At 57.2% G+C, this 26,812-nt stretch carries 24 protein-coding genes; 6 read left to right on the top strand and 18 right to left on the bottom strand.

The features are described from left to right. Window positions 1–452: 452 nt before the first annotated feature. The 8 genes from sucD to sdhC all read right to left on the bottom strand — a co-directional run bounded on the left by sucD (window position 453) and on the right by sdhC (window position 10,185). Complete coding sequence (gene sucD, locus ABLV08_RS22885) at window positions 453–1,322, bottom strand: succinate--CoA ligase subunit alpha (RefSeq protein ID WP_015367669.1); 870 nt, start codon at window positions 1,320–1,322, stop codon at window positions 453–455. Next, window positions 1,322–2,488, bottom strand: a complete 1,167-nt coding sequence (gene sucC / locus ABLV08_RS22880) for an ADP-forming succinate--CoA ligase subunit beta (protein ID WP_015367670.1) — start codon at window positions 2,486–2,488, stop codon at window positions 1,322–1,324. Before sucC ends, sucD begins: the two co-directional genes overlap by 1 nt. Window positions 2,489–2,633: 145 nt before the next feature. After that, the gene (odhB, locus tag ABLV08_RS22875; protein ID WP_020079338.1) at window positions 2,634–3,854 is read right to left on the bottom strand and encodes a 2-oxoglutarate dehydrogenase complex dihydrolipoyllysine-residue succinyltransferase; all 1,221 of its coding nucleotides are present in this window, start codon (window positions 3,852–3,854) and stop codon (window positions 2,634–2,636) included. Window positions 3,855–3,868: 14 nt separating this feature from the next. Further along, window positions 3,869–6,676, bottom strand: coding sequence for a 2-oxoglutarate dehydrogenase E1 component (gene sucA, locus ABLV08_RS22870; protein ID WP_015367672.1), 2,808 nt, complete (start codon window positions 6,674–6,676; stop codon window positions 3,869–3,871). 265 nt (window positions 6,677–6,941) lie between these two features. Further along, the gene (gene sdhB / locus ABLV08_RS22865) at window positions 6,942–7,658 is read right to left on the bottom strand and encodes a succinate dehydrogenase iron-sulfur subunit SdhB (RefSeq protein ID WP_008805686.1); all 717 of its coding nucleotides are present in this window, start codon (window positions 7,656–7,658) and stop codon (window positions 6,942–6,944) included. Window positions 7,659–7,673: 15 nt separating this feature from the next. After that, window positions 7,674–9,440 (bottom strand): succinate dehydrogenase flavoprotein subunit, encoded by a 1,767-nt coding sequence (gene sdhA, locus ABLV08_RS22860; protein ID WP_032707635.1) that lies wholly within the window; start codon window positions 9,438–9,440, stop codon window positions 7,674–7,676. After that, window positions 9,440–9,787 (bottom strand): succinate dehydrogenase membrane anchor subunit, encoded by a 348-nt coding sequence (sdhD, locus tag ABLV08_RS22855; RefSeq protein ID WP_015367674.1) that lies wholly within the window; start codon window positions 9,785–9,787, stop codon window positions 9,440–9,442. The genes sdhA and sdhD overlap by 1 nt, the downstream gene beginning before the upstream one ends. Further along, entirely contained in the window at window positions 9,781–10,185 is a 405-nt protein-coding gene (gene sdhC / locus ABLV08_RS22850) for a succinate dehydrogenase cytochrome b556 subunit (protein WP_020079340.1), read from the bottom strand. Before sdhC ends, sdhD begins: the two co-directional genes overlap by 7 nt. Before the next feature lie 639 nt (window positions 10,186–10,824). Between sdhC and gltA the strand changes: the two genes are divergently transcribed. Then, window positions 10,825–12,108 (top strand): citrate synthase, encoded by a 1,284-nt coding sequence (gene gltA / locus ABLV08_RS22845; protein ID WP_015367676.1) that lies wholly within the window; start codon window positions 10,825–10,827, stop codon window positions 12,106–12,108. Window positions 12,109–12,206: 98 nt separating this feature from the next. On the opposite strand, the gene nei is transcribed toward gltA, so the two are convergent. The 8 genes from nei to ybgI all read right to left on the bottom strand — a co-directional run bounded on the left by nei (window position 12,207) and on the right by ybgI (window position 18,532). After that, window positions 12,207–12,998 (bottom strand): endonuclease VIII, encoded by a 792-nt coding sequence (gene nei / locus ABLV08_RS22840; RefSeq protein WP_032722427.1) that lies wholly within the window; start codon window positions 12,996–12,998, stop codon window positions 12,207–12,209. 15 nt (window positions 12,999–13,013) lie between these two features. Next, window positions 13,014–13,658 carry a pyroglutamyl-peptidase I gene (gene pcp, locus ABLV08_RS22835; RefSeq protein WP_020079342.1) on the bottom strand — a complete coding sequence of 215 codons (645 nt, stop codon included), beginning with the start codon at window positions 13,656–13,658 and terminating at the stop codon, window positions 13,014–13,016. A 9-nt stretch (window positions 13,659–13,667) separates the two neighbouring features. Further along, window positions 13,668–14,663: a DUF979 domain-containing protein gene (locus tag ABLV08_RS22830; RefSeq protein WP_015367679.1), complete on the bottom strand. Its 996-nt coding sequence runs from the start codon at window positions 14,661–14,663 to the stop codon at window positions 13,668–13,670. Beyond that, window positions 14,660–15,385: a DUF969 domain-containing protein gene (locus tag ABLV08_RS22825; protein WP_032712890.1), complete on the bottom strand. Its 726-nt coding sequence runs from the start codon at window positions 15,383–15,385 to the stop codon at window positions 14,660–14,662. The genes ABLV08_RS22830 and ABLV08_RS22825 overlap by 4 nt, the downstream gene beginning before the upstream one ends. A 73-nt stretch (window positions 15,386–15,458) precedes the next feature. Further along, entirely contained in the window at window positions 15,459–16,202 is a 744-nt protein-coding gene (pxpA, locus tag ABLV08_RS22820) for a 5-oxoprolinase subunit PxpA (protein WP_045388689.1), read from the bottom strand. Further along, a complete protein-coding gene (pxpC, locus tag ABLV08_RS22815) occupies window positions 16,192–17,124 on the bottom strand; it encodes a 5-oxoprolinase subunit PxpC (RefSeq protein ID WP_348856288.1) in 933 nt (310 codons plus the stop codon). Before pxpC ends, pxpA begins: the two co-directional genes overlap by 11 nt. Continuing rightward, the gene (gene pxpB / locus ABLV08_RS22810) at window positions 17,118–17,774 is read right to left on the bottom strand and encodes a 5-oxoprolinase subunit PxpB (RefSeq protein ID WP_348856287.1); all 657 of its coding nucleotides are present in this window, start codon (window positions 17,772–17,774) and stop codon (window positions 17,118–17,120) included. The genes pxpC and pxpB overlap by 7 nt, the downstream gene beginning before the upstream one ends. Window positions 17,775–17,788: 14 nt before the next feature. After that, window positions 17,789–18,532, bottom strand: coding sequence for a radiation resistance protein YbgI (ybgI, locus tag ABLV08_RS22805; RefSeq protein ID WP_047038216.1), 744 nt, complete (start codon window positions 18,530–18,532; stop codon window positions 17,789–17,791). A gap of 268 nt (window positions 18,533–18,800) precedes the next feature. Here ybgI and ABLV08_RS22800 point away from each other — a divergent pair, with 268 nt between their 5' ends. Next, complete coding sequence (locus tag ABLV08_RS22800) at window positions 18,801–20,279, top strand: MFS transporter (protein ID WP_015367685.1); 1,479 nt, start codon at window positions 18,801–18,803, stop codon at window positions 20,277–20,279. A 3-nt stretch (window positions 20,280–20,282) separates the two neighbouring features. On the opposite strand, the gene phrB is transcribed toward ABLV08_RS22800, so the two are convergent. Both phrB and ABLV08_RS22790 read right to left on the bottom strand, forming a co-directional pair. After that, on the bottom strand, window positions 20,283–21,692 hold the full coding sequence (phrB, locus tag ABLV08_RS22795) for a deoxyribodipyrimidine photo-lyase (RefSeq protein WP_348856285.1): 1,410 nt from the start codon (window positions 21,690–21,692) through the stop codon (window positions 20,283–20,285). 179 nt (window positions 21,693–21,871) lie between these two features. Then, on the bottom strand, window positions 21,872–22,078 hold the full coding sequence (locus ABLV08_RS22790; RefSeq protein ID WP_015367687.1) for a DUF2517 family protein: 207 nt from the start codon (window positions 22,076–22,078) through the stop codon (window positions 21,872–21,874). 313 nt (window positions 22,079–22,391) lie between these two features. On the opposite strand from ABLV08_RS22790, the gene kdpF reads away from it, so the two are divergent. Genes kdpF through kdpC form a run of 4 tightly spaced genes read left to right on the top strand, consistent with a single transcriptional unit; the run spans window position 22,392 to window position 26,812 of the window. Next, entirely contained in the window at window positions 22,392–22,481 is a 90-nt protein-coding gene (gene kdpF, locus ABLV08_RS22785) for a K(+)-transporting ATPase subunit F (RefSeq protein ID WP_020079348.1), read from the top strand. After that, the gene (gene kdpA / locus ABLV08_RS22780; protein WP_032707629.1) at window positions 22,481–24,160 is read left to right on the top strand and encodes a potassium-transporting ATPase subunit KdpA; all 1,680 of its coding nucleotides are present in this window, start codon (window positions 22,481–22,483) and stop codon (window positions 24,158–24,160) included. Before kdpF ends, kdpA begins: the two co-directional genes overlap by 1 nt. Window positions 24,161–24,180: 20 nt before the next feature. Continuing rightward, window positions 24,181–26,229 carry a potassium-transporting ATPase subunit KdpB gene (kdpB, locus tag ABLV08_RS22775; protein ID WP_015704756.1) on the top strand — a complete coding sequence of 683 codons (2,049 nt, stop codon included), beginning with the start codon at window positions 24,181–24,183 and terminating at the stop codon, window positions 26,227–26,229. 10 nt (window positions 26,230–26,239) lie between these two features. Next, window positions 26,240–26,812 carry a potassium-transporting ATPase subunit KdpC gene (gene kdpC, locus ABLV08_RS22770; RefSeq protein WP_047039012.1) on the top strand — a complete coding sequence of 191 codons (573 nt, stop codon included), beginning with the start codon at window positions 26,240–26,242 and terminating at the stop codon, window positions 26,810–26,812.

Here is a 26,812-nt window from a genome sequence, read left to right as displayed (position 1 = left end):
TAAATCAATTTTTCCCGCCTATGTTAATTATGTGGCGCAATAAAGAATAACAGTAAAATTGATGTTAAAAATGTGTTTAAAGTCTGCCGCTAGCGGTTACTAAAAAGAGAGAGATGAGAATTATAGGTAATATAATTTTAACTTTGACCAATTTAAGGTAAGAAATGATGCGATCCTAATAATGTTAGACCGGTCACACTATTTTTCCCAATCGAAATGCAAAAAATAACGTCTGCGTTTTTCTGTTTATTTTCACATAAAATTAACCATCTCCCCTCCCCCGGCAAAGCGGCGAGTGATTATTCCCAATAATATTCAGTAAATCAACATAATAGCGTTTTTTAACGCAAGAGAGCGCCTGCGGCTGTCGACAAGGCAAAAAAAAGGCCACCTGACGGTGGCCAACCATGTCGAAATCGGACATTAGTCTGCTCCTGAGGAGCAGTGAGGGTTTACTTGATGATAGCTTTCAGCGCTTCGCCAATATCCGCCAGGCTGCGAACGGTTTTCACACCGGCCGCTTCCAGCGCAGCAAATTTCTCATCAGCAGTACCTTTACCGCCCGCGATGATGGCGCCGGCGTGGCCCATACGCTTGCCTTTCGGCGCGGTAACGCCCGCGATGTAGCCGACAACCGGCTTAGTCACGTGCTCTTTAATGTAAGCTGCCGCTTCTTCTTCCGCGCTGCCGCCGATTTCACCGATCATGACGATCGCTTCGGTCTGCGGGTCTTCCTGGAACATTTTCAGGATATCGATGAAGTTGGAGCCCGGGATCGGGTCGCCGCCGATACCGACGCAGGTAGACTGGCCGAAGCCGTAGTCGGTGGTCTGCTTAACCGCTTCATAGGTCAGGGTACCGGAACGGGAAACGATGCCCACTTTACCCGGCTTGTGAATGTGACCCGGCATGATGCCGATTTTGCATTCGCCCGGGGTGATAACGCCTGGGCAGTTCGGGCCGATCATGCGAACGCCAGCTTCGTCCAGCTTCACTTTCACGGTCAGCATATCCAGGGTCGGGATACCTTCGGTGATGGTGATAATCAGCTTAATGCCCGCGTCGATAGCTTCCAGAATGGAGTCTTTGCAGAACGGCGCCGGAACGTAGATGACGGTCGCAGTCGCGCCGGTGGCTTCAACGGCTTCGCGCACGGTGTTAAATACCGGCAGGCCCAGGTGGGTGGTGCCGCCTTTACCTGGCGTTACGCCGCCAACCATCTGAGTGCCGTAAGCGATCGCTTGTTCAGAGTGGAATGTACCCTGGCTACCGGTAAAGCCCTGGCAGATAACCTTGGTGTCTTTATTAATTAAAACTGACATTATTTCCCCTCCACTGCGGCAACAACCTGCTGTGCTGCGTCCGTCAGACTTTTCGCTGCAATAATATTCAGGCCGCTGTCAGCCAGTTTTTTCGCGCCCAGTTCGGCGTTGTTACCTTCGAGACGTACAACAACCGGTACGTTAACACCCACTTCTTCAACCGCGCCGATGATGCCGTCAGCGATCAGGTCGCAACGTACGATACCGCCGAAGATGTTAACCAGAACCGCTTTAACGTTGTCGTCAGAGAGGATGATTTTGAACGCTTCGGTCACGCGCTCTTTGGTGGCGCCGCCGCCAACGTCGAGGAAGTTAGCCGGTTCGCCGCCGTGCAGCTTAACGATGTCCATGGTACCCATCGCCAGGCCTGCGCCGTTAACCATGCAACCGATGTTGCCGTCGAGCGCAACGTAGTTCAGTTCCCACTGCGCCGCCTGAGCTTCGCGCGGATCTTCCTGAGACTGGTCGCGCATTTCACGCAGATCCGGCTGGCGGAACAGCGCGTTGCCGTCAGCGCCCAGTTTACCGTCGAGGCAGATCAGGTCGCCCTGCTTGGTGATAACCAGCGGGTTGATTTCGATCAGCGCCAGATCGCGCTCCAGGAAGATGGTCGCCAGACCCATGAAGATCTTGGTGAACTGCTGAACCTGTTTACCTTCCAGACCCAGTTTGAACGCCAGTTCACGACCCTGGTAAGGCATCGGGCCCGCCAGCGGATCGATAGCGATCTTGTGGATCAGGTGCGGGGTTTCTTCCGCCACTTTTTCGATTTCCACGCCGCCTTCGGTAGACGCCATGAACACCACGCGACGGGAGCTACGGTCAACAACCGCGCCCAGATACAGCTCTTTATCAATATCGGTCGCCGCTTCAACCAGAATCTGGTTTACCGGCTGGCCGTTAGCATCTGTTTGGTAAGTCACCAGGCGTTTGCCCAGCCAATGCTCAGCAAAAGCGCGAATCTCTTCTTTGCTCTTAACTACTTTCACACCGCCCGCTTTACCGCGGCCACCAGCGTGAACCTGACATTTCACTACCCACGGACCCGCGCCGATTTTTGAAGCGGCTTCTTCTGCTTCACGCGGAGTAGTACAGGCATAACCCACCGGCGCCGGTAAGCCATAGCGGGCAAAAAGTTGTTTTGCCTGATATTCATGTAAGTTCATGTGTTCAGTCCATCCTTCAGGTAATAATTATCTTTAAACCTGTAGGCCTGATAAGACGCGCAAGCGTCGCCATCAGGCATCTCATCAACGCCGGATGGCGGCGCGAACGCCTTATCCGGCCTACGGTAGGTAATACTCTTACTGACTACACGTCCAGCAGCAGACGAGTCGGATCTTCCAGCAGCTCTTTAATCGCTACCAGGAAGCCTACCGATTCACGTCCGTCGATCAGACGGTGGTCGTAGGAGAGCGCCAGGTACATCATCGGCAGAATTTCTACCTTGCCATTGACCGCCATCGGACGGTCTTTAATGGCATGCATACCCAGAATGGCGCTCTGCGGTGGGTTGATGATCGGCGTGGACATCAGAGAACCGAATACGCCGCCGTTGGTAATGGTGAAGTTACCGCCGGTCAGGTCATCTACGGTCAGCTTGCCGTCACGGCCTTTCACTGCCAGCTCTTTAATATTCTTTTCGATATCCGCCATGCCCAGCAGGTCAACGTCACGCAGCACCGGAGTCACCAGGCCACGTGGGGTCGAAACCGCCATGCTCACGTCGAAGTAGTTGTGATAAACCACATCGTCGCCATCGATGGAAGCATTCACTTCCGGGTAGCGTTTCAGCGCTTCAACAACCGCTTTCACGTAGAAGGACATGAAGCCCAGACGGATACCGTGACGTTTTTCGAACGCTTCGCCGTACTGCTTACGCAGATCCATAATCGGCTTCATGTTGACTTCGTTGAACGTGGTCAGCATGGCGGTAGAGTTTTTCGCTTCCAGCAGACGCTCGGCAACGCGTTTACGCAGACGGGTCATCGGTACGCGTTTTTCAGAGCGGTGGCCCAGTTGCGCAACCGGCGCCGCAGCAGCGGCTGGCGCTTTCGCTTCAGCTTTCGCCGGCGCGCTCGCCAGATGTTTCTCAACGTCTTCGCGGGTCAGGCGGCCGCCAACGCCGGTGCCTTTAATCGCCGCCGCGTCGAGGCTGTGTTCAGCCAGCAGACGACGGATAGCCGGGCTAAGCGCGTCGTTGCTCTGCTCTTCCAGAGACGCTTGCTGACGCTGAGCCGGGGTGGACTCTTTGGTATCAGCTTTCGCATCAGCGGCTTTACCGGCGCTGTTGCCTTCACGCAGGCGGCCCAGAATCTGACGAGACAGCACGGTGGCGCCTTCGTCTTCCAGTACTGCATCCAGAATGCCGTCCGCTGATGCCGGTACTTCCAGTACCACTTTGTCAGTTTCGATTTCGACCAGAACTTCGTCGCGGACTACCGCGTCGCCCGGTTTTTTGTGCCAGGTGGCGACGGTTGCGTCAGCTACGGACTCAGGAAGGTCGGGAACCAGAATATCTACGCTACTCATTGTGTATCCTTTAATTAATCGACGTTCAGCGCGTCATTGACCAGATCTTGTTGCTGTTTCTGGTGAACGGACATATACCCTACCGCCGGAGAGGCGGAGGCCGGGCGGCCTGCATAACGCAGAGAGGCCCCAAATGGAACTACTTCACGAAGGTGGTGCTGGCTGCAGTACCATGCGCCCTGGTTGAGCGGCTCTTCCTGGCACCAGACAAAATCGTGGACGTGCGAGTAAGCTTTCAGCGCTTCCTGTACCGCCTGATGCGGGAACGGATAGAGCTGTTCGATACGCACGATGGCGACATCTTTTTGCTCGTTTTTACGGCGCTGTTCCAGCAGATCGTAGTAAACCTTACCAGAGCACAGTACGACGCGTTTCACGGCTTGCGGATCGAGTTCGTCGATTTCGCCAATCGCCGGCATAAAGGTGCCGTTCGCCAGTTCGTCCATGCTGGAAACCGCCAGCGGGTGACGCAGCAGAGATTTCGGCGACATGACCACCAGCGGACGGCGCATACCGCGCAGCGCCTGACGACGCAGCATGTGGTAAACCTGTGCCGGAGTGGACGGTACGCAAACCTGCATATTCTGCTCAGCGCACAGCTGCAGATAACGTTCCAGACGCGCGGAGGAGTGCTCCGGGCCCTGCCCTTCGTAGCCGTGCGGCAGCAGCATCACCAGGCCGCACATCCGGCCCCATTTCTGCTCGCCGGAGCTGATGAACTGGTCAATCACCACCTGCGCGCCGTTGGCGAAATCGCCGAACTGCGCTTCCCAGATGGTCAGGGTGCGTGGTTCCGCGGTGGCGTAACCGTATTCGAACGCCAGTACCGCTTCTTCAGACAGCACGGAGTCCCAGACGCGGAACTGGCCCTGCCCGTTGTGTACGTTCTGCAGCGGCGTATAGGTAGAACCGTTGCTCTGGTTATGGATAACCGCATGACGGTGGAAGAAGGTACCGCGACCGGAGTCTTCGCCGGACAGACGCACCGGGATACCCTCATCAACCAGGGTGGCGTACGCCAGGTTTTCCGCCGCGCCCCAGTCGAACAGTTTCTCACCCGCCGCCATCAACTGACGGTCGCCGTAGATTTTCGCTACGCGAGACTGCATCTCAACGGTTTCCGGCACCGTACTGATGCGTTTGGCCAGCTCTTGCAGACGTTTTGGCTCAACTTTATCCGGGTAGCTCTCGTCCCACTCATGGTTGAGGTACGGAGACCAGGTAAAGGAGTGCATGTTCATCGGACGCCATTCCGCTACCACGCAATCGCCGGCATCCAGCGCATCGCGGTAGAGGTTAACCTGTTCGGTAGCGTCTTCCAGCGTCGCGACTTTGTCCTGTTCCAGCTTGTCAGCATAGATTTTGCGCGGAGTCGGATGCTTTTTGATTTTCTGGTACATCAGCGGCTGGGTTGCGCTCGGCTCGTCGGCTTCGTTGTGGCCGTGACGGCGATAGCACACCAGGTCGATGAAGACATCGCGTTTGAAGGTATTACGGAAATCCAGCGCCAGACGGGTAACGAAAGCAACCGCTTCCGGGTCATCCGCGTTAACGTGGAAAATCGGCGCCTGAACCATTTTACCGATATCGGTGCAGTACGGCGTAGAACGCGCATCCAGCGGGTTGGACGTGGTGAAGCCAACCTGGTTGTTGATAACGATGCGAACGGTTCCGCCCACTTCGTAACCGCGCGCTTTGGACATGTTCAGGGTTTCCTGAACCACGCCCTGGCCGGCTACCGCGGCGTCGCCGTGGATGGTGATTGGCAGAACTTTATTGCTGCTCGGCTCGTCCAGACGATCCAGACGGGCGCGTACGGAGCCGATAACCACCGGGCTGACGATTTCCAGGTGCGACGGGTTAAACGCCAGCGCCAGGTGAACCAGACCGCCTTCGGTTTCCATATCGGAAGAGAAGCCCATGTGGTACTTCACGTCGCCGGTGCCGAGGTGTTCTTTATGTTTGCCCGCGAATTCGTCGAACAGGTCCTGCGGTTTTTTACCCAGCACGTTGACCAGTACGTTCAGACGACCACGGTGCGCCATACCCAGCACCACTTCACGGGTGCCACTCTTACCGGCGTGGCGGATGATCTCTTTGAGCATCGGGATTAACGCATCGCCGCCTTCCAGCGAGAAGCGTTTCGCGCCCGGGAATTTGGCGCCGAGATAGCGCTCCAGGCCTTCCGCGGCGGTCAGCTCGCTCAGGAAGCGCTTTTTCTCTTCCGCGGTGAAGCTCGCTTTGCCTGCTACTGACTCAATGCGCTGCTGGATCCAGCGTTTTTCTTCAGTAGAGGTGATGTGCATGTATTCCGCGCCGATGGAGCCGCAGTAGGTTTGCTTAAGCGCCGCGATCAGGTCGCCCAGCTTCATCGTGTCTTTTCCGATGGCGAAAGAACCTACGTTATAGCTTTCCTGGAAATCGGCCTCGGTGAGATCGTGGTAAGCCGGATCGAGATCCGCCACTCTCTCTTGCTGCCACAGTCCCAGCGGATCGAGATTCGCCTGCTGGTGACCACGGAAGCGGTATGCGTTGATGAGCTGCAGGACTTTAACCTGCTTCACATTGGTATCAGGGTCGGATATCGAAGAAGTGTAACGTGAGGCATCCTTCGCCAGTCGACGGAAATAATCACGCGTTTTCGAATGAAATTGATCCGGTTTAACTCCGGTGCCAGGTAACTGCTGGAACATCGAACGCCAGTTGGCGTCAACAGAGTCAGGATCGGTTAAGAAGTCTTCATAGAGCTGTTCTATCCAGCTCTGGTTCGAACCAGAGAGGTAAGAAGAGTCCAGCCAGGCTTTCATTGCGCCGTTCTGCATCGTGATCCCTTAAGCATTTTTATGCTTATTTCGCCGTAGAAACTACCACGCACACCGAGTGCACGTGCCGGGGTTCACTTGTTGCGGACGAGTTGTGGTTTCTATCCGCTAAGGAACCTTTAAAAACTGTCTAACTATCAGGGGCAGTTTTTAGAGGTTTCCTGCTATATCTATTGCCTGATGGCGCTTCGCTTATCAGGCCTACAAGATACGATCCTGTAGGCCGGATAAGACGTTTACGTCGCCATCCGGCAACGAAAACAACTTACGCGCTGCGCTGCAGCAGCATCGACTTAATATGGCCGATAGCGCGCGTTGGGTTCAATCCCTTAGGACACACACTGACGCAGTTCATAATGCTGTGACAGCGGAATACGCTGAAAGCATCGCTCAGACCTTCCAGACGCTCGCTGGTTTCGGTATCGCGGCTGTCGATCAGGAAGCGATACGCGGCCAGAAGGCCTGCCGGGCCGATGAACTTGTCCGGGTTCCACCAGAACGACGGGCAAGAGGTCGAACAACATGCGCACAGAATACACTCGTACAGACCATCGAGTTTCTCGCGCTGCTCAGGCATCTGCAGATGCTCGCGAGCCGGAGGATTTTGCCCATTATTCAATAAGTAAGGCTTGATCTTCTCATATTGTGCGTAGAATTGCCCCATGTCTACCACCAAATCGCGGATAACCGGCAATCCAGGCAGCGGACGGATAACAATTTTCTTACCCGGCTGATTCAGCGCGGAGATCGGCGTGATGCACGCCAGACCATTTTTACCGTTCATGTTCAGACCATCGGAACCGCACACCCCTTCACGGCAGGAGCGGCGGAACGACAGCGACGGATCTTTTTCTTTCAGCTGGATAAGCGCATCCAGCAGCATCATGTCGCGACCTTCTTCCGCTTCGAGGGTGTAATCCTGCATATGCGGAGCGTCGTCAACATCCGGGTTATAGCGATAAATTGAAAACTCGAGTTTCATATTCCTGTCTCCGCATTAATAAGTACGAATCTTCGGCGGGAATGCCGGACGCAGTTTCGGTTCCATGTTGACCGCTCGACGCGTCATGGATTCCGATTCTGGCAGATACAGGGAATGGCACAGCCAGTTTTCATCATCACGTTCCGGGAAGTCGAAGCGGCTATGCGCGCCGCGGCTTTCGGTACGGAAGTTTGCGGATACCGCCGTGGAATAAGCCGTTTCCATCAGGTTATCCAGCTCCAGACACTCGACGCGCTGGGTGTTGAACTCGCTGGAAGTGTCGTCCAGGCGCGCATTTTTCAGACGCTCGCGGATCTCTTTCAGCTGTTCCAGACCTTTATGCATCGCGTCGCCTTCACGGAAGACCGAGAAGTTATGCTGCATACATTCCTGCAGCGCTTTGCGGATAGCAACCGGGTCTTCGCCGGAACGGGTGTTGTTCCAACGATTCAGACGGTCCAGGGAAGCTTCGACATCGGACTCGCTGGCAGCGCGCAGCGCGCCCTGCTCGGCGATGGATTCCTGCAGATGCAGACCCGCCGCGCGGCCGAAGACCACCAGGTCCAGCAGCGAGTTGCCGCCCAGACGGTTGGCGCCGTGTACCGATACGCAGGCGATTTCGCCAACGGCGAACAGGCCCGGGATCACCACATCTTCGCCCTTCTCGTTCACGGTCAGCGCCTGGCCGGTCACTTTGGTCGGAATACCGCCCATCATGTAGTGGCAGGTTGGGATAACCGGAATCGGTTCTTTAACCGGGTCAACGTGGGCAAAGGTACGAGACAGTTCAAGAATGCCCGGCAGACGGGATTCCAGCACTTCTTTACCCAGGTGATCCAGTTTCAGCTTGGCGTGCGGGCCCCACGGACCATCGCAGCCGCGGCCTTCGCGGATTTCGATCATGATGGAACGCGCCACCACGTCACGACCCGCCAGGTCTTTCGCGTTCGGCGCATAACGCTCCATAAAGCGCTCGCCGTGTTTGTTCAGCAGGTAACCGCCTTCGCCGCGGCAACCTTCGGTGACCAGTACCCCTGCCCCGGCGATACCGGTCGGGTGGAACTGCCACATTTCCATATCCTGCACCGGAACGCCCGCGCGCAGAGCCATACCGACGCCGTCGCCGGTGTTGATGTGGGCGTTGGTGGTGGATTGATAAATACGGCCTGCGCCGCCGGTCGCCAGCACCGTAGCGCGAGCTTTGAAGTACACCACTTCACCGGTTTCGATGCACAGAGCGGTACAACCGACCACCGCGCCGTCCTGGTTTTTCACCAGATCGAGGGCATACCATTCGGAGAAGATAGTGGTGTGGTTTTTCAGGTTTTGTTGATACAGGGTGTGCAGCAGCGCGTGACCGGTACGGTCGGCCGCCGCCGCGGTACGTGCCGCCTGCTCGCCGCCGAAGTTTTTCGACTGGCCGCCAAACGGACGCTGATAAATACGGCCGTCATCAAGACGGGAGAACGGCAGCCCCATATGTTCCAGCTCAAGAATCGCTTCCGGGCCGGTCTTACACATATATTCGATGGCGTCCTGGTCGCCGATATAGTCCGACCCTTTCACGGTGTCGTACATGTGCCATTCCCAGTTATCTTCATGGGTATTACCGAGCGCAACGGTGATGCCACCCTGCGCGGAAACGGTATGGGAACGGGTAGGGAAAACTTTAGAGAGCAGCGCACAGGTCTGTCCGCTCTGGGAAATCTGCAGCGCCGCGCGCATACCTGCGCCGCCGGCACCAATTACAACTGCATCAAATTCTCTGACTGGCAATTTCATTACACACCCCACACCACAACAAATCCATAAAGAACGTAAGCCACCAGCGCCACAACGATAATCAGTTGCAGAACTAAGCGCACGGCCAGTGGTTTAACGTAGTCCGTCAACACCTGCCACATACCGATCCAGGCGTGAATCAGGATGGAAACGAGAGCCAGCAGGGTAAAGACTTTGGTGAACGCGGAGGAGAAGAATCCGGTCCAGATTTCCCAGGAGATCTCACCGGAGGTGGCGAAGAAGCCAACCATGTAGATGATGTAGAGGGTCAGAACGATGGCGGTAGCACGGACCAGAATAAAGTCATGTACGCCGTTGCGTCCCAGTGCTGAGGCGTTGCTTACCATACGAGGACTCCTGCGAGAAGTGAAAGCACGACAGTAATAACAAAAGAAATTTTGGCGGAGCGTGTCCCTGCTTCGAGGGTTTCTTCCAGATAGCCAAAGTCCATCAGCAGATGGCGGATACCGACAACGGCGTGATAAGCCAGCGCGGTGAGGATGCCCCACATGATGAACTTCACGAAGAAGCTATTCATGATGGAGGCGGCCGTCAGGAAGCCCTCCGGAGAGGAAAGGCTGGTGCCCAGCAACCAAAGCAGAATACCGACCGCCACAAAAGTGATCACACCGGATACGCGATGGAGAATGGACGCTATCGCCGTGATTGGGAATCGAATCGTTTGTAGATCCAGATTGACAGGTCTTTGTTTTTTCACATTTCTTACCATGAATAACGCCCACATGCTGTTCTTATTGTTTCCTTCCTCCGGTCTGCTTGCGGGTCAGACAGCGTCCTTTCTATAACCAGAAGTCATGTTAAAACCCCTTTCCAGGAGTAAAAGCGTGACCAAACAACGCTGGGTGGCTCGGGATTGCAGGGTGTTCCGGAGACCTGGCGGCAGTATAGGCCGTTCACAAAATCATTACAATTAACCTACATATAGTTTGTCGGGTTTTGTCCGGAACAGTGATCAAGGTCACGATTACAACATTATTTTAAATTTTAATCACCTGATTTGACAAATATTAAACATTCTTGTTACAACCATTACTAGATTAATGCAATAATGCCCAAAAGTTATGGGGTCACTCTTTCACCTGAGAATAAGTTATGTAACAGTGTGATGGTATTGACCGATGTAATCAGGACAGTTATTAGTGGTATACAGGTTTTAATATTCGGGCTGCTAAAACGCTGATTTGCTGCCGTTTCACTCCCGGGCTGAAGACGTACCATCAAGCGCCTGCGCTCTGTACCCTGCAATTTTCGCGACACAGAGCTGTGAGCAACATAACAATCTGGTAACGTAGTCAGGTTCGGGCCGAATGCAAATCCACCACCCGGCAGTCTTAAGCAATAAAAGGCGCTAAGGAGACCATAAATGTCTGATGCTAAAGCAAAAATCACCCTGGGTGGTGACACTGCTATTGAACTTGATGTGCTAAAAGGCACGCTCGGTCAGGATGTTATTGATATTCGTAGTCTTGGTTCAAAAGGTGTCTTCACCTTCGACCCCGGTTTCACTTCAACAGCCTCGTGTGAATCTAAAATTACTTTTATCGACGGCGATGAAGGGATCCTGCTCCACCGCGGTTTCCCGATCGATCAGCTGGCTACCGAGTCAAATTATCTTGAAGTGTGCTACATCCTGTTGAACGGCGAAAAACCGACTCAACAGCAGTACGACGAATTCAAAACTACCGTTACCCGCCACACCATGATCCACGAGCAGATTACCCGTCTGTTCCACGCGTTCCGCCGCGACTCTCACCCGATGGCGGTGATGTGCGGGATTACCGGCGCGCTGGCGGCGTTCTATCACGACTCCCTGGACGTAAATAACCCACGTCACCGTGAAATCGCCGCCTATCGTCTGCTGTCCAAAATGCCGACCATGGCAGCGATGTGTTACAAATATTCTATCGGCCAGCCTTTCGTGTATCCGCGCAACGATCTCTCCTACGCGGGTAACTTCCTGAATATGATGTTCTCCACGCCGTGCGAAACCTATGAGGTTAACCCGGTGCTGGAACGCGCGATGGACCGTATCCTGATCCTGCACGCTGACCACGAACAGAACGCCTCAACCTCTACCGTGCGTACCGCTGGCTCTTCCGGCGCTAACCCGTTCGCCTGCATCGCTGCGGGTATCGCCTCCCTGTGGGGGCCGGCGCACGGCGGCGCCAACGAAGCCGCGCTGAAAATGCTGGAAGAGATCAGCTCCGTTGAACACATTCCGGAATTCGTGCGCCGCGCGAAAGACAAGAATGACTCTTTCCGCCTGATGGGCTTCGGTCATCGCGTGTACAAGAACTACGATCCGCGCGCCACCGTAATGCGTGAAACCTGCCACGAAGTACTGAAAGAGCTGGGCACCAAGGACGATCTGCTGGAAGTGGCGATGGAACTTGAGCATATCGCGCTCAACGACCCGTACTTCATCGAGAAGAAACTGTATCCGAACGTCGACTTCTACTCCGGCATCATCCTGAAAGCGATGGGTATTCCATCCTCGATGTTTACCGTCATCTTCGCGATGGCGCGTACCGTCGGCTGGATTGCCCACTGGAACGAAATGCACAGCGACGGTATGAAAATTGCCCGTCCGCGTCAGCTGTATACCGGCTACCAGAAGCGCGATTTCAAGTCCGATCTCAAGAAGTAATTTCAACCCTGTCGGGGTTAGCAAAAAAAATCGGGGACCTTCCCCGATTTTTTTTTATTTAAGCGTACAAAAAAATTTGAATCACTCAATAACTGACGTTAGTGCTGGCAGCCAGGACACCAGTAAAAGGGTCGCGATGACAGCATGGTTTTCTCAATGATACTGCCGCAGCGTTCGCAGGCCTCACCCTCGCGATGAAAAACCTTAAAGCGGAATAGCGCGCCATGATGTTTGTTTTCATCCACTTGCCCGCGGGTGCGGTAAGAAAGGCGCGGGATATCCAGCAGCGCGTGCGCCAGCGCATCGAGCTGCGTGTCATTGAGCTCGGCGGCCTTATGCTGCCCGGTCAGCCCCACCTGCCATAGGATCTCCACCCGCAGATAGTTACCGAGCCCGGCGAGAAACGCCTGGTCCAGCAACAGGCCGGAAAACTGGCGATTGCGAAATTTCGCCGATAACAGCCGCTCTCTGACCTGCCCGGCGGTTAACGTCATATCCAGCACATCCGGCCCGACCCGTTGTAAAAACGGATGATGGGCCAGCTCTTGCGCCGTCAGTATCTCAATCTCGGAGGCGCTATAGAGCAAAATCGCCTTGCGTGCGGTCTGTAACCTGACGCGCAGCACGCGCTTCGATTGCGGCTCAACGCCAGCATCCACCACACGCCAGACGCCATACAGCTGGTTATGGCTATACAGCGTCAATCCGCCGGAGAAGTGGGTTAACAGGGCCTTGCCGCGGGTGGCGATATGGGTCACCCGCTGACCAATTAGCTGAGTTTGATAGGGTTGCAACTGTGGAAAGGCAAACCAGGCTTCGGTTAACGGTTCGCCTTTGATAGCCGCCTCCAGGGTATCCGCCGCGCGGCGGATCTCCGGGCCTTCAGGCATAGTTTCGTCCTTCTGTTAGTGCGTGGCGCCGCCGCCAATTTTGACGTCGTCATCCTGTTCAAGGGCGACGGTAATCGCCGTTTCCAGCGCCGCGCGTACCGTCTCGACCGACATACTCGCCTGCCCCGGGTGGGCCGCCGCCTGTTCAGGCAGATAAGGAATATGGATAAACCCGCCCTTCTGCCCGCTTTTTCCCTGCAGCTGATGCAGCAAACCATACATCACGTGATTGCAGACGAAGGTGCCCGCGGTTTGCGACACCGAGGCCGGGATCCCCTGCTGGCGCAACGCGCTAACGATCGCTTTGATCGGTAGCGTACTGAAGCATGCCGCGGGGCCGTCAGCGACGATCGGCTCATCGATCGGCTGCTGGCCTTTATTGTCGGGGATCCGCGCATCATCGACGTTGATAGCCACACGTTCGACGGTAATATCGACACGGCCTCCGGCCTGCCCGACGGCAATCGTTAGCTGCGGTTGATAGGTTTCCAGCGCGGCGTTCAGCACCGTTAGCGCCTCGCCGAACACGCAGGGTAACTGTTTAGCCACCACCTGCTGCCCGCGAATAATCATGCCATCAAGCTGCTTAACCACTTCCCATGAAGGATTAACCGTTTCGCCGCCGAACGGCTCAAAACCGGTAATTAATACGCCAGCCATCATCCCTCCTTACAGGAACATCAGGAAATAGAGTAAGAATACGTTGACGATCAGCAGCAGGATACCGGTCGGTACCTGGGCTTTAATCACCGCATTTTTATCCGGCAGTTCAAGCAGCGCCGCCGGTACGATATTAAAGTTCGCCGCCATCGGCGTCATCAGCGTACCGCAGTAGCCGGAAAACATACCAATCGCCGCCATTACCGCCGGATTGCCGCCGTGCTGCAGAACTAAAATCGGAATGCCAACCCCGGCTGTCACAATCGGGAAAGCGGCAAAGGCATTGCCCATCACCATCGTCAACACCGCCATACCGATGGCGTACACGGCCACGGCGATAAAGCGGTTATCTACCGCCAGATAGTGCTCGGTCAGCCACGAAATGCTGGTTCCGACACCCGCCGTGGTGAACAGCAGCCCCAGCACCGCGAGGATCTGCGGCAGGATAAAGGCCCAGCCGACGGAATCAAGCAAACGGCGCGCTTCCTGCATCGGCTGCGCCACCGTTTCATGGGTCATACGAATCGCCATCGCCAGGCCAATCAGCGTACCGACGGTCATCGAGAACAGGGTAATCAGCGTCGCGTGGTTGCCCGGCCCGAAGAGCGCCACCTGCCATGAAGGCAGATTGTTAAACAGCAGTACGCCAATGACGGTGACGACCGGAATCGCCAGCGCCGGATAGAAAAGTTTGTTGCCGAGGCGTTTCGCGCTGGCGGTTTTCTCTTCCTGGCTACGCTGATGGTAGCTGCCGAGGCGCACACCGCCAAAACCGGCGATCAGCGCCAGTACCACCACCACCCCGCCGACGGCGATATTCACCGCACGCTTATCGCCCACCAGTTGATACGTCCAGTCGCCGAGCAAGAACACCAGCCCGTACAGACCCCAGAACAGGCCGGTTGTCAGACGCCGCGGATTGCTTTTGTCGCGCCAGGACATGATAGCCACGACCAGCAGTACCGCGCCGGCCAGCCAGTATAAATACGTTTGCTGGAAGTTCATGCCGCACCGCCTTTCGCCTGCCCGGCGTTAATCCGGTCCAGCTCACGCTGGAGATGGCGATCGAGGCGCCACAGGCGCGCGGCGTGGATCAGAAAGGCGCAGATCGCCGTCGGGATCCCCCACAGGGCAATATGCAACGGTTCCGTCTGGATCCCGCCCGACTCCAGCATAAAGTTGTGCATGAAGATGATCGCGCCAAAGGCGACAAAAATATCTTCACCGAAAAACAGCCCGACGTTATCGGTCGCCGCCGACATCGCGCGCAGCCGGTAGCGCACATGACCCGGCAGCGGGCCAAAGCGCTTTTCCGCCGCCCCTTCCGCCATTGGCGCCAGCAGCGGTCGCACCATTTGCGGATGCCCGCCGAGGCTGGTCAATCCCAGGGCGGCGGTAGCTTCGCGCACAAACAGATAGACGATCAGCAAACGTCCGGCGGTCGCGCTATGGATCTTCGCGATCCACGCCTGCGCCCGCTCTTTCAGACCATGTCGCTCCAGCAGCCCGATCACCGCCAGCGGCAGCAGCAGAATAAACGGCAGATTACGGGTATTAAGGAAGCCCTCGCCCAGTTTCTCCAGAATAGTGGCTATTGGCATATGCGCCGCCACGCCGGTGACGATCCCGGAGATTATCACCACCAGCACCGGGTTAAAGCGTAATACAAAACCGACCACAATCACGGCAATGCCGATCAGCGGCCAGAGGGATATCGCCTCTTGCATAATAACGTCCTGTTCAGTTGTGAGTGTTGTTTATTGTTTGATTTAATTATTATTAAAATACTCAGGCGGACGATTAATCGATGTCCGCGCTGACGTCGATATTGCGCCCGGCAAACGCGGCGCGCAAGCGTCGGGCGAAATCGAGCGCATGAGCGCCATCGCCATGCAGACAGACCGTTTCCGCCTTCACATGCGCCCATTCGCCGCTCAGGCTGCGCACCCGATTGTGCTGCACCATTTCCAGCGTTTGCGCCAGCGCCTGCTCTTCGTTCTCTATCAGCGCGCCCGGCTGGCTGCGCGGCACCAGGCTACCGTCGGCGAGATAACCGCGATCGGCGAAGACTTCCTGGCGCGTCGTCAGCTGATAGCGCTGTCCGGCGCGGATAAGCTCGCTCCCCGCCAGCCCGACCAGTACCAGGCCGGCGTCGGCATCGCGCACCGCACGGGCGATGGCATCGGCCAAAGCCGGCTCTTTCGCCGCCTGGTTATACAACATGCCATGCGGTTTGACGTGCTGCAGCTCGCCGCCCTGGGCATGCACGATTGCCGCCAGCGCGCCAATTTGATACAGCACCTGGGCATAAACCGTCTCTGGCGGTAACTGCATCGCGGTGCGGCCGAAATTTTCCCGGTCCGGGAAGCTTGGGTGCGCGCCAATAGCGACGCCATTTTTCAGCGCCTCGCGCACGCACTGCTGCATGAGCAGCGCATCGCCGGCGTGAAAGCCGCAGGCGATATTGGCGGAAGAGACCAGCTGCAGCAGCGCGCTATCGCTGGCGCAGCCTTCGCCGAGGTCGGCATTTAAATCAATTTTCATCGCTTAATCTCCAGGCCAGTTGTTCAAGGTAACGCTGCTGGTCGGCGCGCGCTTTCAGCGCATCTTCCAGCGAACAGGGGACGAAATGGATCGGCTGACCCAGCGGAATTTGCGCCAGTTGGTACATATCGGCTTCAATAATGCACGCTATACGCGGATAGCCGCCGGTGGTCTGCGCATCGTTCATTAACACAATCGGCTGGCCGTTATGCGGTACCTGTACCACGCCGGGCAGCAGGCCATGGGAGAGCATTTCCCGGTCGGTTGTGCGCTTGAGCGGCTGCCCCTGCAGGCGGTAGCCCATACGGTTGCTCTGTGGACTCAGCTTCCACGGCGAGCGCCAGAAAGACTCCTGCGACACGCTGTCGAATTCGTGATACTCCGGCCCCGGCAGCGCGCGAATAATATTGCCTATCGGCAGCTGTTTAACGCCGCGCGAAGCGCTAAAGCGGCGGGAGGATTTCCCAATCTTCAATTGATCGCCATCCTGCAACCGGCGCCCTTCGATTCCGCCGCTACCGACTTTCAGATCGGTAGAGCGGGAACCTAAAACTTCAGGAACGTCGATACCGCCCGCCACCGCCAGGTAGCTGCGGATCCCATGCTGAGGATTTTTTAGCACCAGCCGCTGCCCGGCCTTCGCTTCCATTCGCCAGCCCAGCCAGACCGGCGCGCCGTCGAGCGTCGCTTCGCAGGCGGCACCGGTCAACGCAAACCAGCAATGGCGGGTAAACTGTACATCGACCTGACCCAGCGTAATTTCCAGCGCCGCCGTCTCCGGCGCATTGCCCACCAGCAGATTGGCAATGGTCATCGCCGGTTTATCCAGCGCGCCGCAGCGGCTAATCCCCCACTGGCGCTGGCCTTCCCGGCCGCCATCCTGGACCGAGGTGTACATGCCGGCGCGGATAAATTTCAACATACCCCCTCCTTCTGCGGCACAAAGCGCACGCGATCGCCAGAACGCAACAGCACCGGCTCTTCACGTTTTGGATCGAATAATGCCAGCGGCGTGCGACCCAGCAGCTGCCAGCCGCCCGGCGTCGCCAGCGGATAGATACCGGTTTGCGATCCGCCGATACCAACCGATCCCGCCGGTACCAGTACGCGCGGCTCGGCGCGACGCGGCATCGCCAGTTGCTCCGGCAGGCCGCCAAAGTACGGAAACCCCGGCTGGAAACCCAGAAACCACACCATGTACTCCACCGAAGAGTGCAGTTCGACCACCTGCTTTTCGCTCAATCCGCAATGGCGCGCGACGTCGCCAAGGTCTGGCCCTGCCTCGCCGCCATAGATAACCGGGATACTTATCTCACGGGATTCCGGCTCCAGCGCTTCGCTCTCTTCCCACCAGCGTTGCAGCTTGTCAATCGCCTCCCATGCCATCTCCAGCGGGCGGCGCAGTACAACGGTGATGTTGTTCATCCCCGGTATCACTTCAACCACTTCTTCGTGGTCGGTTAACCGCTGCGTCAGGCCCCAGATACGTTTTTGGCTCTCCAGGGTCACCGGAGGCTCAAGCTCCAGGACCACCGCCGTTTCACCTAATAGATAACAACGCGCTCGCTGCACTTTTTTCTCTCTCATCAGGCCGGGTTAGGGATATCAATAAAGGTGACGTCCAGGTCGGTATTTTCCGTCAACCACTCGCTCAGGGCGCGAATACCGCCACGCTCGGTGGCATGATGGCCAGCGGCATAAAAATGCAACCCTTGCTCACGGGCGGAATGGATGGTCTGCTCAGACACTTCGCCGGTAATAAAGGCATCGACGCCAAAGCGGGCCGCGCTATCGATAAAGCTCTGGCCGCCGCCGGTACACCAGGCGACGCGGGTAACTTTGTCCGGCCCGGTATCGCCGCACCACAGCGGTTTACGTCCCAATCGCGCTTCAATCCACGAGGCCAGTTCCAGCCCGGATACCGGCATAGACAGCTCGCCCCACGGCACCAATGGTTCGATTTCCCCCATCACGTTGATCCCCAGCAGTTGCGCCAGTTGGGCGTTATTGCCCAGTTCCGGATGCGCATCCAGCGGTAAATGCCAGCCATAAAGATTGATATCGTTGGCCAGCAACGTTTTCAGCCGATTGCGCTTCATGCCGCGGATCACCGGCGACTCGCCTTTCCAGAAGTAGCCGTGATGCACAATCACCGCATCCGCCTGCAGACGCACGGCTTCATCGAGCAGCGCCTGGCTGGCGGTCACGCCGGTAACGATTTTCCGCACCGACTCCCGCCCTTCGACCTGCAGGCCATTCGGGGCGTAATCACTGATGGCCGCGCTATTCAGTTTTTCGTTAATTAATTGTTCCAGTTCGCTATTTTTCATTGCCGCTCCATCAGAAAATCAGTTTGTACAAACCTATAACATAACCACATCCGCCCGAGTCGTCGATAGCGACGCCAAAGGGTCTATTTCAGCCATTCGCATAATCGCCCAAATTGCCTCTTCCCCTCACCGCGCATTAGTGTATATTTATGCACTTATAAAGCATATTAAATAACCAGAAAGCCATTTAGGCCATGAATAACACCAAACAAACGCTATTCATGCAGAAAGATCGACTTTCGTTTTACGGCCAGGAAATGAACGTTACATGAACAGACAAACTTCACAGCCACGGGCGATTTATTACGTCGTTGCGCTGCAAATTTGGGAATACTTCAGTTTTTACGGCATGCGGGCGCTGTTAATCCTGTACCTCACCAACCAGCTCAAGTACGACGATAACCACGCTTATACCCTGTTTAGCGCCTACTGCTCCCTGGTCTATGTCACCCCTATTCTCGGCGGCTTCCTCGCCGACAAACTGCTCGGCAACCGCATGGCGGTGATGCTCGGGGCGCTACTCATGGCTATCGGTCACCTGGTGCTCGGCGCCAGCGAAATCGCCCCCACCTTCCTCTATTTATCGCTGGCGATTATCGTTTGCGGTTACGGGCTGTTTAAATCCAACGTCAGTTGCCTGCTTGGCGAACTGTATGAGCCGACCGATCCGCGCCGCGATGGCGGCTTCTCGCTGATGTACGCCGCCGGAAATATTGGTTCGATCATCGCGCCTATCGCCTGCGGCTACGTGCAGGAAGAGTACAGCTGGGCGATGGGCTTTGCGCTGGCGGCAGTCGGTATGATTGCCGGTCTGGTGATCTTCCTCTGCGGCGGTCGCCACTTCCGCCATACCACCGGCGTTAACCGCGAGGCGCTGTGCGCGCGGACCTTCCTCCTGCCGAACTGGGGCTGGCTGCTGGTATTGCTGGTGGCGACGCCGCTGTTGATTACCGTGCTGTTCTGGCAGGAGTGGTCGGTGTATGCGCTGATCGTCGCGACGGTGATTGGCCTGGCGGTACTGGCGCGTATTTACCTGCGCGCGGAGAACGACAAACAGCGTAAAGAGCTGCGTCTGATTATCGTCCTCACCGGTTTTAGCCTGCTGTTCTGGGCCTTTGCCCAGCAGGGCGGCAGCTCCATCAGCCTGTATATCGACCGTTTCGTGAACCGCCACGTCATGAGCTATGAAGTACCAACCGCGATGTTCCAGTCGGTTAACGCCTTCGCGGTAATGCTCTGCGGTATGGTGCTGGCATGGCTGGTCAAAGAGAACATCAAGGGCAACCGCACCGTGCGTATCTGGGGGAAATTCGCCCTCGGTCTGGGGCTAATGAGCGCCGGGTTCTGCATTCTGACCTTAAGCGCCCGCTGGTCGGCCGCGTATGGCCACTCTTCCATGCCGCTAATGGTACTGGGGCTGGCGGTGATGGGTTTCGCCGAACTGTTTATCGACCCGGTAGCGATGTCGCAAATCACCCGGATCGAAATCCCCGGCGTCACCGGAGTGCTGACCGGTATCTATATGCTGCTTTCCGGGGCGATCGCCAACTATCTGGCCGGCGTCATCGCCGACCAGACGTCGCAGGCGTCGTTTGATGCCGCGGGCGCGGTTAACTATTCGATTGAAGCCTACATCGACGTCTTCAGCCAGATCACCTGGGGCGCGCTGGCCTGCGTCGGCCTGGTGCTGGTCATCTGGCTGTATCACTCCGTGAAGGTCAAAACCCGCCAACTGGCGGTAGAATAGAAACTATCTGGCGGCTTCCCAGGCCGCCAGCGTCTCCAGCCGCGCCTGCTTATGGTCAACCAGCGGGCGCGGATACCTCAGCGTTACCCCCTGTTTATCCGCCCACAGCCACGGCTGATGCAGCGCTTTTTCTGGCACTTCAGCCAGTTCCGGCAGCCAGCGGCGAATAAACTCGCCCTGCTTATCAAATTTCTCGCCCTGGGTCGTCGGATTGAAAATACGAAAATAAGGGGCTGCATCGGTACCGGTCGAGGCCGCCCACTGCCAACCGCCGTTATTGGCCGCCAAATCGCCGTCGATCAGTTGGCTCATGAAATAGCGCTCTCCTTGCCGCCAGTCGAGGCGCAGGTCTTTCGCCAGGAAGCTGGCGACAATCATCCGCAGACGGTTGTGCATCCAGCCGGTGGCGTTAAGCTGCCGCATGGCGGCATCGACGATGGGGAAACCGGTTTGCCCCTGTTGCCAGGCCCGCAGTTCATCCTCATTGCTGCGCCAGGCGACCTTGTCGGTCCAGGCGACAAACGGCCGGCCTTTACACAGTTTCGGATAGTAAACCATCAGATGACGATAGAACTCGCGCCAGATAATCTCGTTCAGCCAACTTGCGCCCGCTTCGCCATCCAGCGCGCCGGGCTGCTCCCGTAACAAGCGATGCAGGCACTGGCGCGGCGACAGTACGCCTACCGCGAGACACGGCGATAGCCTGCTGGTTCCCTCTATCGCCGGAAAATCGCGCTGCTGGTCGTAATCTGCCGCCGGCTGCTGACAAAACGCGCGCAATCGAGCCAGCGCCGTTTTTTCATCCGCCGCGAACAGATCGGTGTCGAACGGCGTTTGCGGATAGTTGATCTCAGGCAGCGGCGAGGCCTGTCGGGTGGCTGACTGGCGCGGTTTCGGCGCCGCCACGCACTCCGGCAACCCTTCACGCAGGCGGCGGATAAAGGCATTTTTAAACGGCGTAAAGACTTTATACATCTCGCGGTTGCCGGTCATCACGCTGCCCGGCGGCAACAGCACGCTGTCATCAAACCCCTGGCAGGTGACTTCTTTCAGGATTTTCTCAACACCGGCGTCGCGCTGGCGCTCATTAAACTCATACTGATAATTATAAAATAGATGGCTAACCTGGTGCTGTTTACAGATGCGCGTCAGCAGCTCGATGCTGGCGGCGAAATTGTCCGCTTCTTCAACCAGCAGCGGGATACCGCGTTCCGCCAACGCCGCGTGGAGGCTGCGTAAATGGCTGGCGATAAAGGCCGCCTGGCGCGGCGCCATGTGATGTTGGCGCCACTGCTCTGGCGTAGCAATATACAGCGCCAGCACCTGCGCCTTCGGGTCGCGGCAGGCGGCGGCCAGCGCCAGATTATCGTTAAGGCGTAAATCCATGCGAAACCAGACCAAATGGGTGGCCATAAAACTCCTCACTCTCCGTAAGCAAAACTCAGCACTCAGGCCGGCAAAATAGCGCGCTGCGGTAAAATACGCACCTGCCAATTCTGCCACGGCGCGTGAAAGCTAAGTGTAGACAGCAGACGAAAAAAAAACGCCGGTCGTCAACCGGCGGTTTTGATATTCGTCGCAGCAGCGCGGATTTAGTAGAAGTCGTGCGCGGCTTTTTCCGCCTGCGCCATCCATACCGGCTGTTCGCTGGTTTTCGCCCATACGCGATGCAGCCAGCTGTAATAACGGGCGCGATCTTTCCAGAACAGCATCACCGGCAGCGCAGCGACCCCGGCCACGACGGCGAAAGCGCGACGCATCAGGATAATGTGAGCAGGATAAGCTTTGTACAACGCCATAATTTCTCTCCCCTTTGTCAGGCCGGCAAGCAACGCCGGTAAATGTCACAATGTTTGTCTGCACAAATAGTACCGCGCCGGTTGTAATTTTACTACTCATCCGACCACTAAAAAGCACTTATTTATACTTAATTTACATTCTCGGCGTAACTGAGTTACAAAAAAGTTAAATTAATACTAACCATTAGTTAAATTGTGCCTTTAGCCATTTTTATACTTTTTTTACACCGCCCGCGGCGATTTTTGCGAAATCTTTGCGCCGAAATTCCTACCCTCTCGGTATATCAATAAGAGACACACCCGGAGGTGGAAAGTGACTACAGGCATCATTGCCGGCGTAACGCTGGTGTTCCTGCTGCTGGCGTATCTGGTCTATGCCCTGATACATGCGGAGGCATTCTGATGGCCGCGCAAGGGTTCTTACTTATCGCCAGCTTCCTGCTGGTACTGCTGGTGCTGGCGCGGCCACTCGGTTCGCTGCTGGCGCGAATGATCAACGATGTTCCGCTTCCTGGACTTGCCGGCGTTGAGCGCGGTATCTGGCGGCTGGCGGGGATTCGCAGCCAGGAGATGGACTGGCGGCAGTACCTGATCGCCATTGTGCTGTTTAACGCTATTGGTCTCGCGGCGCTGATGGCGCTGCTGATGTGTCAGGGGTGGCTGCCGTTCAATCCGCAGCACTTCCCCAACCTGTCATGGGATTTAGCGTTGAATACCGCGGTAAGCTTCGTCAGCAACACTAACTGGCAGGCCTACGCCGGGGAAACCACCATGAGCTATCTCAGCCAGATGGTGGGCCTGGCGGTGCAAAACTTCCTGTCAGCCGCGACCGGTATTGCGGTGATCTTCGTGCTGACCCGCGCCTGGGCGCGACAGAAAGTCAGCACCCTCGGCAACGCCTGGGTCGACCTGACCCGCATTACGCTGTGGCTGCTACTGCCAATCTCTCTGCTGATTGCGCTGTTCTTTGTGCAACAGGGCGTGCCGCAGAACCTGCAGGCTTATCAGCCGTTCACCAGCCTGGAAGGCGTTCGCCAATGGCTACCGATGGGACCGGTCGCCTCGCAGGAAGCGATCAAAATGCTCGGTACCAACGGCGGCGGGTTCTTTAACGCCAACTCATCGCATCCGTTTGAGAACCCGACGGCGTTAACCAACCTGGTGCAGATGCTGGCGATCTTCTTGATCCCGGCGGCGCTGTGTTTTGCCTTTGGCGAAGCGGTCGGCGATCGCCGTCAGGGGCGCGCCATCCTGTGGGCGATGGCGCTGATTTTCGTGGTCTGCGTGGCGGTGGTGATGTGGGCGGAAACCCGCGGAAATCCGCATCTGCTCAGCCTTGGCGCCGACAGCAGCCTGAATATGGAAGGGAAAGAGAGCCGCTTTGGCATTCTCGCCAGCAGCCTGTTTGCGGTGGTCACCACTGCGGCCTCCTGCGGTGCGGTCAACGCGATGCATGATTCCTTCACCGCGCTGGGCGGTATGGTGCCGATGTGGTTGATGCAGATTGGCGAGGTGGTCTTCGGCGGCGTAGGCTCCGGGCTGTACGGCATGCTGCTGTTCGTCATGCTGGCGGTATTTATCGCCGGGCTGATGATTGGCCGCACGCCGGAATATCTCGGCAAGAAAATCGACGTGCGCGAAATGAAAATGATCGCGCTGGCGATTCTGGTGACCCCGACGCTGGTACTGCTTGGCACCGCGCTGGCGATGATGACCGAAGCCGGACGCAGCGCCATGTTGAATCCTGGGCCGCACGGCTTTAGCGAAGTGTTGTACGCCGTCACCTCGGCGGCCAACAACAACGGCAGCGCCTTCGGCGGCTTAAGCGCCGGCACGACATTCTGGAACCTGCTGCTGGCGTTCTGCATGCTGGTGGGCCGCTTCGGGGTGATCGTCCCGGTGATGGCGATTGCCGGGTCGCTGGTGAATAAGAAAATTCAGCCCGCCAGCTCCGGCACGCTCGCCACCCACGACGCGCTGTTTATCGGCCTGCTTATCGGCACCGTCCTGCTGGTCGGCGCCCTGACCTTTATCCCCGCACTGGCGCTCGGCCCGGTGGCGGAACACTTCTCTTTACTTTAAGCGATGCGGAGCAGCCTGTTATGAGTCGCAAACAATTAGCCCTGCTGGAGCCGACGCTGGTGCGTCAGGCGCTGCTGGATGCGGTGAAAAAACTCAGCCCCTCGGTGCAGTGGCGTAACCCGGTGATGTTTATCGTCTGGATTGGCAGCGTGCTGACCACCCTGCTGGCGATGGCCATGGCCGGGGGGTATCTCACGGGTCACGCCGGCTTTACCGCCGCCGTCAGCCTGTGGTTATGGTTTACCGTACTGTTCGCCAACTTCGCCGAAGCCATGGCCGAAGGACGTAGCAAAGCGCAAGCCAACAGCCTGAAAGGGGTGAAGAAAACCGCTTTCGCCCGTAAGCTGCGCGCGCCGCAGCACGATGCTCCGATGGATCACGTCCCGGCGGAAGAGTTACGCAAAGGCGATATCGTGCTGGTCGAAGCTGGCGACATTATCCCCTGCGACGGCGAAGTGATCGAAGGCGGCGCTTCGGTAGATGAAAGCGCCATCACCGGGGAATCCGCGCCGGTGATCCGCGAGTCCGGCGGCGATTTCGCCTCGGTCACCGGCGGCACCCGGATCCTCTCTGACTGGCTGGTGATCCGCTGCAGCGTCAACCCTGGCGAAACCTTCCTTGACCGGATGATCGCTATGGTTGAAGGCGCGCAGCGCCGTAAAACTCCAAACGAAATCGCGCTGACGATCCTGCTGATCGCCCTGACGCTGGTGTTCCTGCTGGCCACCGCCACCATCTGGCCCTTCTCGGCGTGGAGCGGTAATGCGGTTAGCGTTACCGTGCTGGTCGCGCTGCTGGTGTGTCTGATCCCGACCACCATCGGCGGCCTGCTCTCCGCTATCGGCGTCGCCGGGATGAGCCGAATGCTCGGCGCCAACGTTATCGCCACCAGCGGCCGCGCGGTGGAAGCCGCCGGCGATGTCGACGTACTGCTGCTGGATAAAACCGGCACCATCACCCTCGGCAACCGTCAGGCCTCGGCTTTCCTGCCGGCGCGCGGCGTCGAAGAGCGCGTGCTGGCCGATGCCGCACAGCTGTCGTCGCTGGCGGATGAAACGCCGGAAGGCCGCAGCATCGTGGTACTGGCGAAACAGCGCTTTAATCTGCGCGAACGCGACCTGCAGTCGCTGCACGCCACATTTGTCCCCTTTACCGCCCAGACCCGTATGAGCGGTATCAACATCGACCAACGCATGATCCGCAAAGGGTCGGTGGACGCGATTCGCCGCCATATCGAAGCCAACGGCGGCCACTTCCCGGCCGATGTCGATAAGCAGGTAGAAGAGGTCGCCCGCCAGGGGGCCACGCCGCTGGTGGTGGCGGAAGGCGAACGCGTGCTGGGCATTATTTCACTCAAAGATATCGTCAAAGGCGGCATTAAAGAGCGTTTCGCCCAGCTGCGCAAAATGGGCATTAAGACGGTGATGATCACCGGTGATAACCGTCTGACCGCTGCCGCCATCGCCGCCGAAGCGGGAGTTGATGATTTTCTTGCCGAAGCGACACCGGAAGCCAAGCTGGCGCTGATTCGCCAGTATCAGTCGGAAGGACGGCTGGTGGCGATGACCGGTGACGGTACCAACGACGCCCCGGCGCTGGCGCAGGCTGATGTGGCGGTCGCGATGAACTCCGGCACCCAGGCAGCAAAAGAGGCGGGCAATATGGTGGATCTCGACTCGAACCCGACCAAGCTGATTGAAGTGGTGCATATCGGTAAACAGATGCTGATGACCCGTGGGTCGTTAACCACATTCAGTATCGCCAACGACGTCGCCAAGTATTTCGCGATTATTCCGGCCGCCTTCGCCGCCGCCTATCCGCAGCTGGCGATGCTGAACGTGATGCATCTGCACTCGCCCTCTTCGGCGATCATGAGCGCGGTTATTTTCAACGCCCTGATTATCGTCTGCCTGATCCCTTTAGCGCTGAAAGGCGTGAGCTATCGTCCGCTGTCGGCATCGGCGATGCTGCGCCGCAACCTGTGGGTTTACGGCCTCGGCGGGCTGATTGTGCCGTTTGTCGGTATTAAAGCTATCGACCTGTTGCTGACCCTGACGGGTCTGGTGTGAGGAAACTACCATGTCATTAATTCGTCCGGCACTTGTGCTATTTATTCTGTTAACCCTGCTCACTGGCGGCCTGTATCCGTTGCTGACTACCGCCTTAGGGCAGTGGTGGTTCCCGCAGCAGGCTAACGGCTCGCTGATCCAGATCGACGGCGAGGTGCGCGGCTCCGCTCTGATCGGGCAGAACTTTACCGCCGCCGGTTATTTCCATGGACGCCCTTCCGCGACGGCAGAGGTGGCGGATAATCCGCTGGCCTCTGGCGGCAGTAACCTGGCGATCAGCAATCCGGCGCTGGATAAAGCGATTAGCGAGCGGGTAGAGGCGTTACGCGCCGCTAACCCGCAAGCGAATCCGACGGTGCCGGTCGAGCTGGTTACCGCGTCGGCCAGCGGGCTGGATAACAACCTGACCCCTGCCGCGGTGCTGTGGCAGGTACCGCGCGTCGCCAAAGCGCGCAATCTTAGCGATGCGCAGGTGAAACAGTTAGTGGATCAGGCGACGCAAAAACCGTTGCTCAGTTTTCTCGGTCAACCTGTGGTAAATATACTGCAACTGAATATGGCGCTGGATGCCCTGAAGGATTAA

It is taken from the genome of Klebsiella sp. CN_Kp088 (genome assembly GCF_040064335.1).
GTDB classification, from domain to species: Bacteria; Pseudomonadota; Gammaproteobacteria; order Enterobacterales; family Enterobacteriaceae; genus Klebsiella; species Klebsiella aerogenes.
Note: the sequence above shows the minus strand (reverse complement) of the source record. Positions and strands in the feature narration are given on the sequence as shown.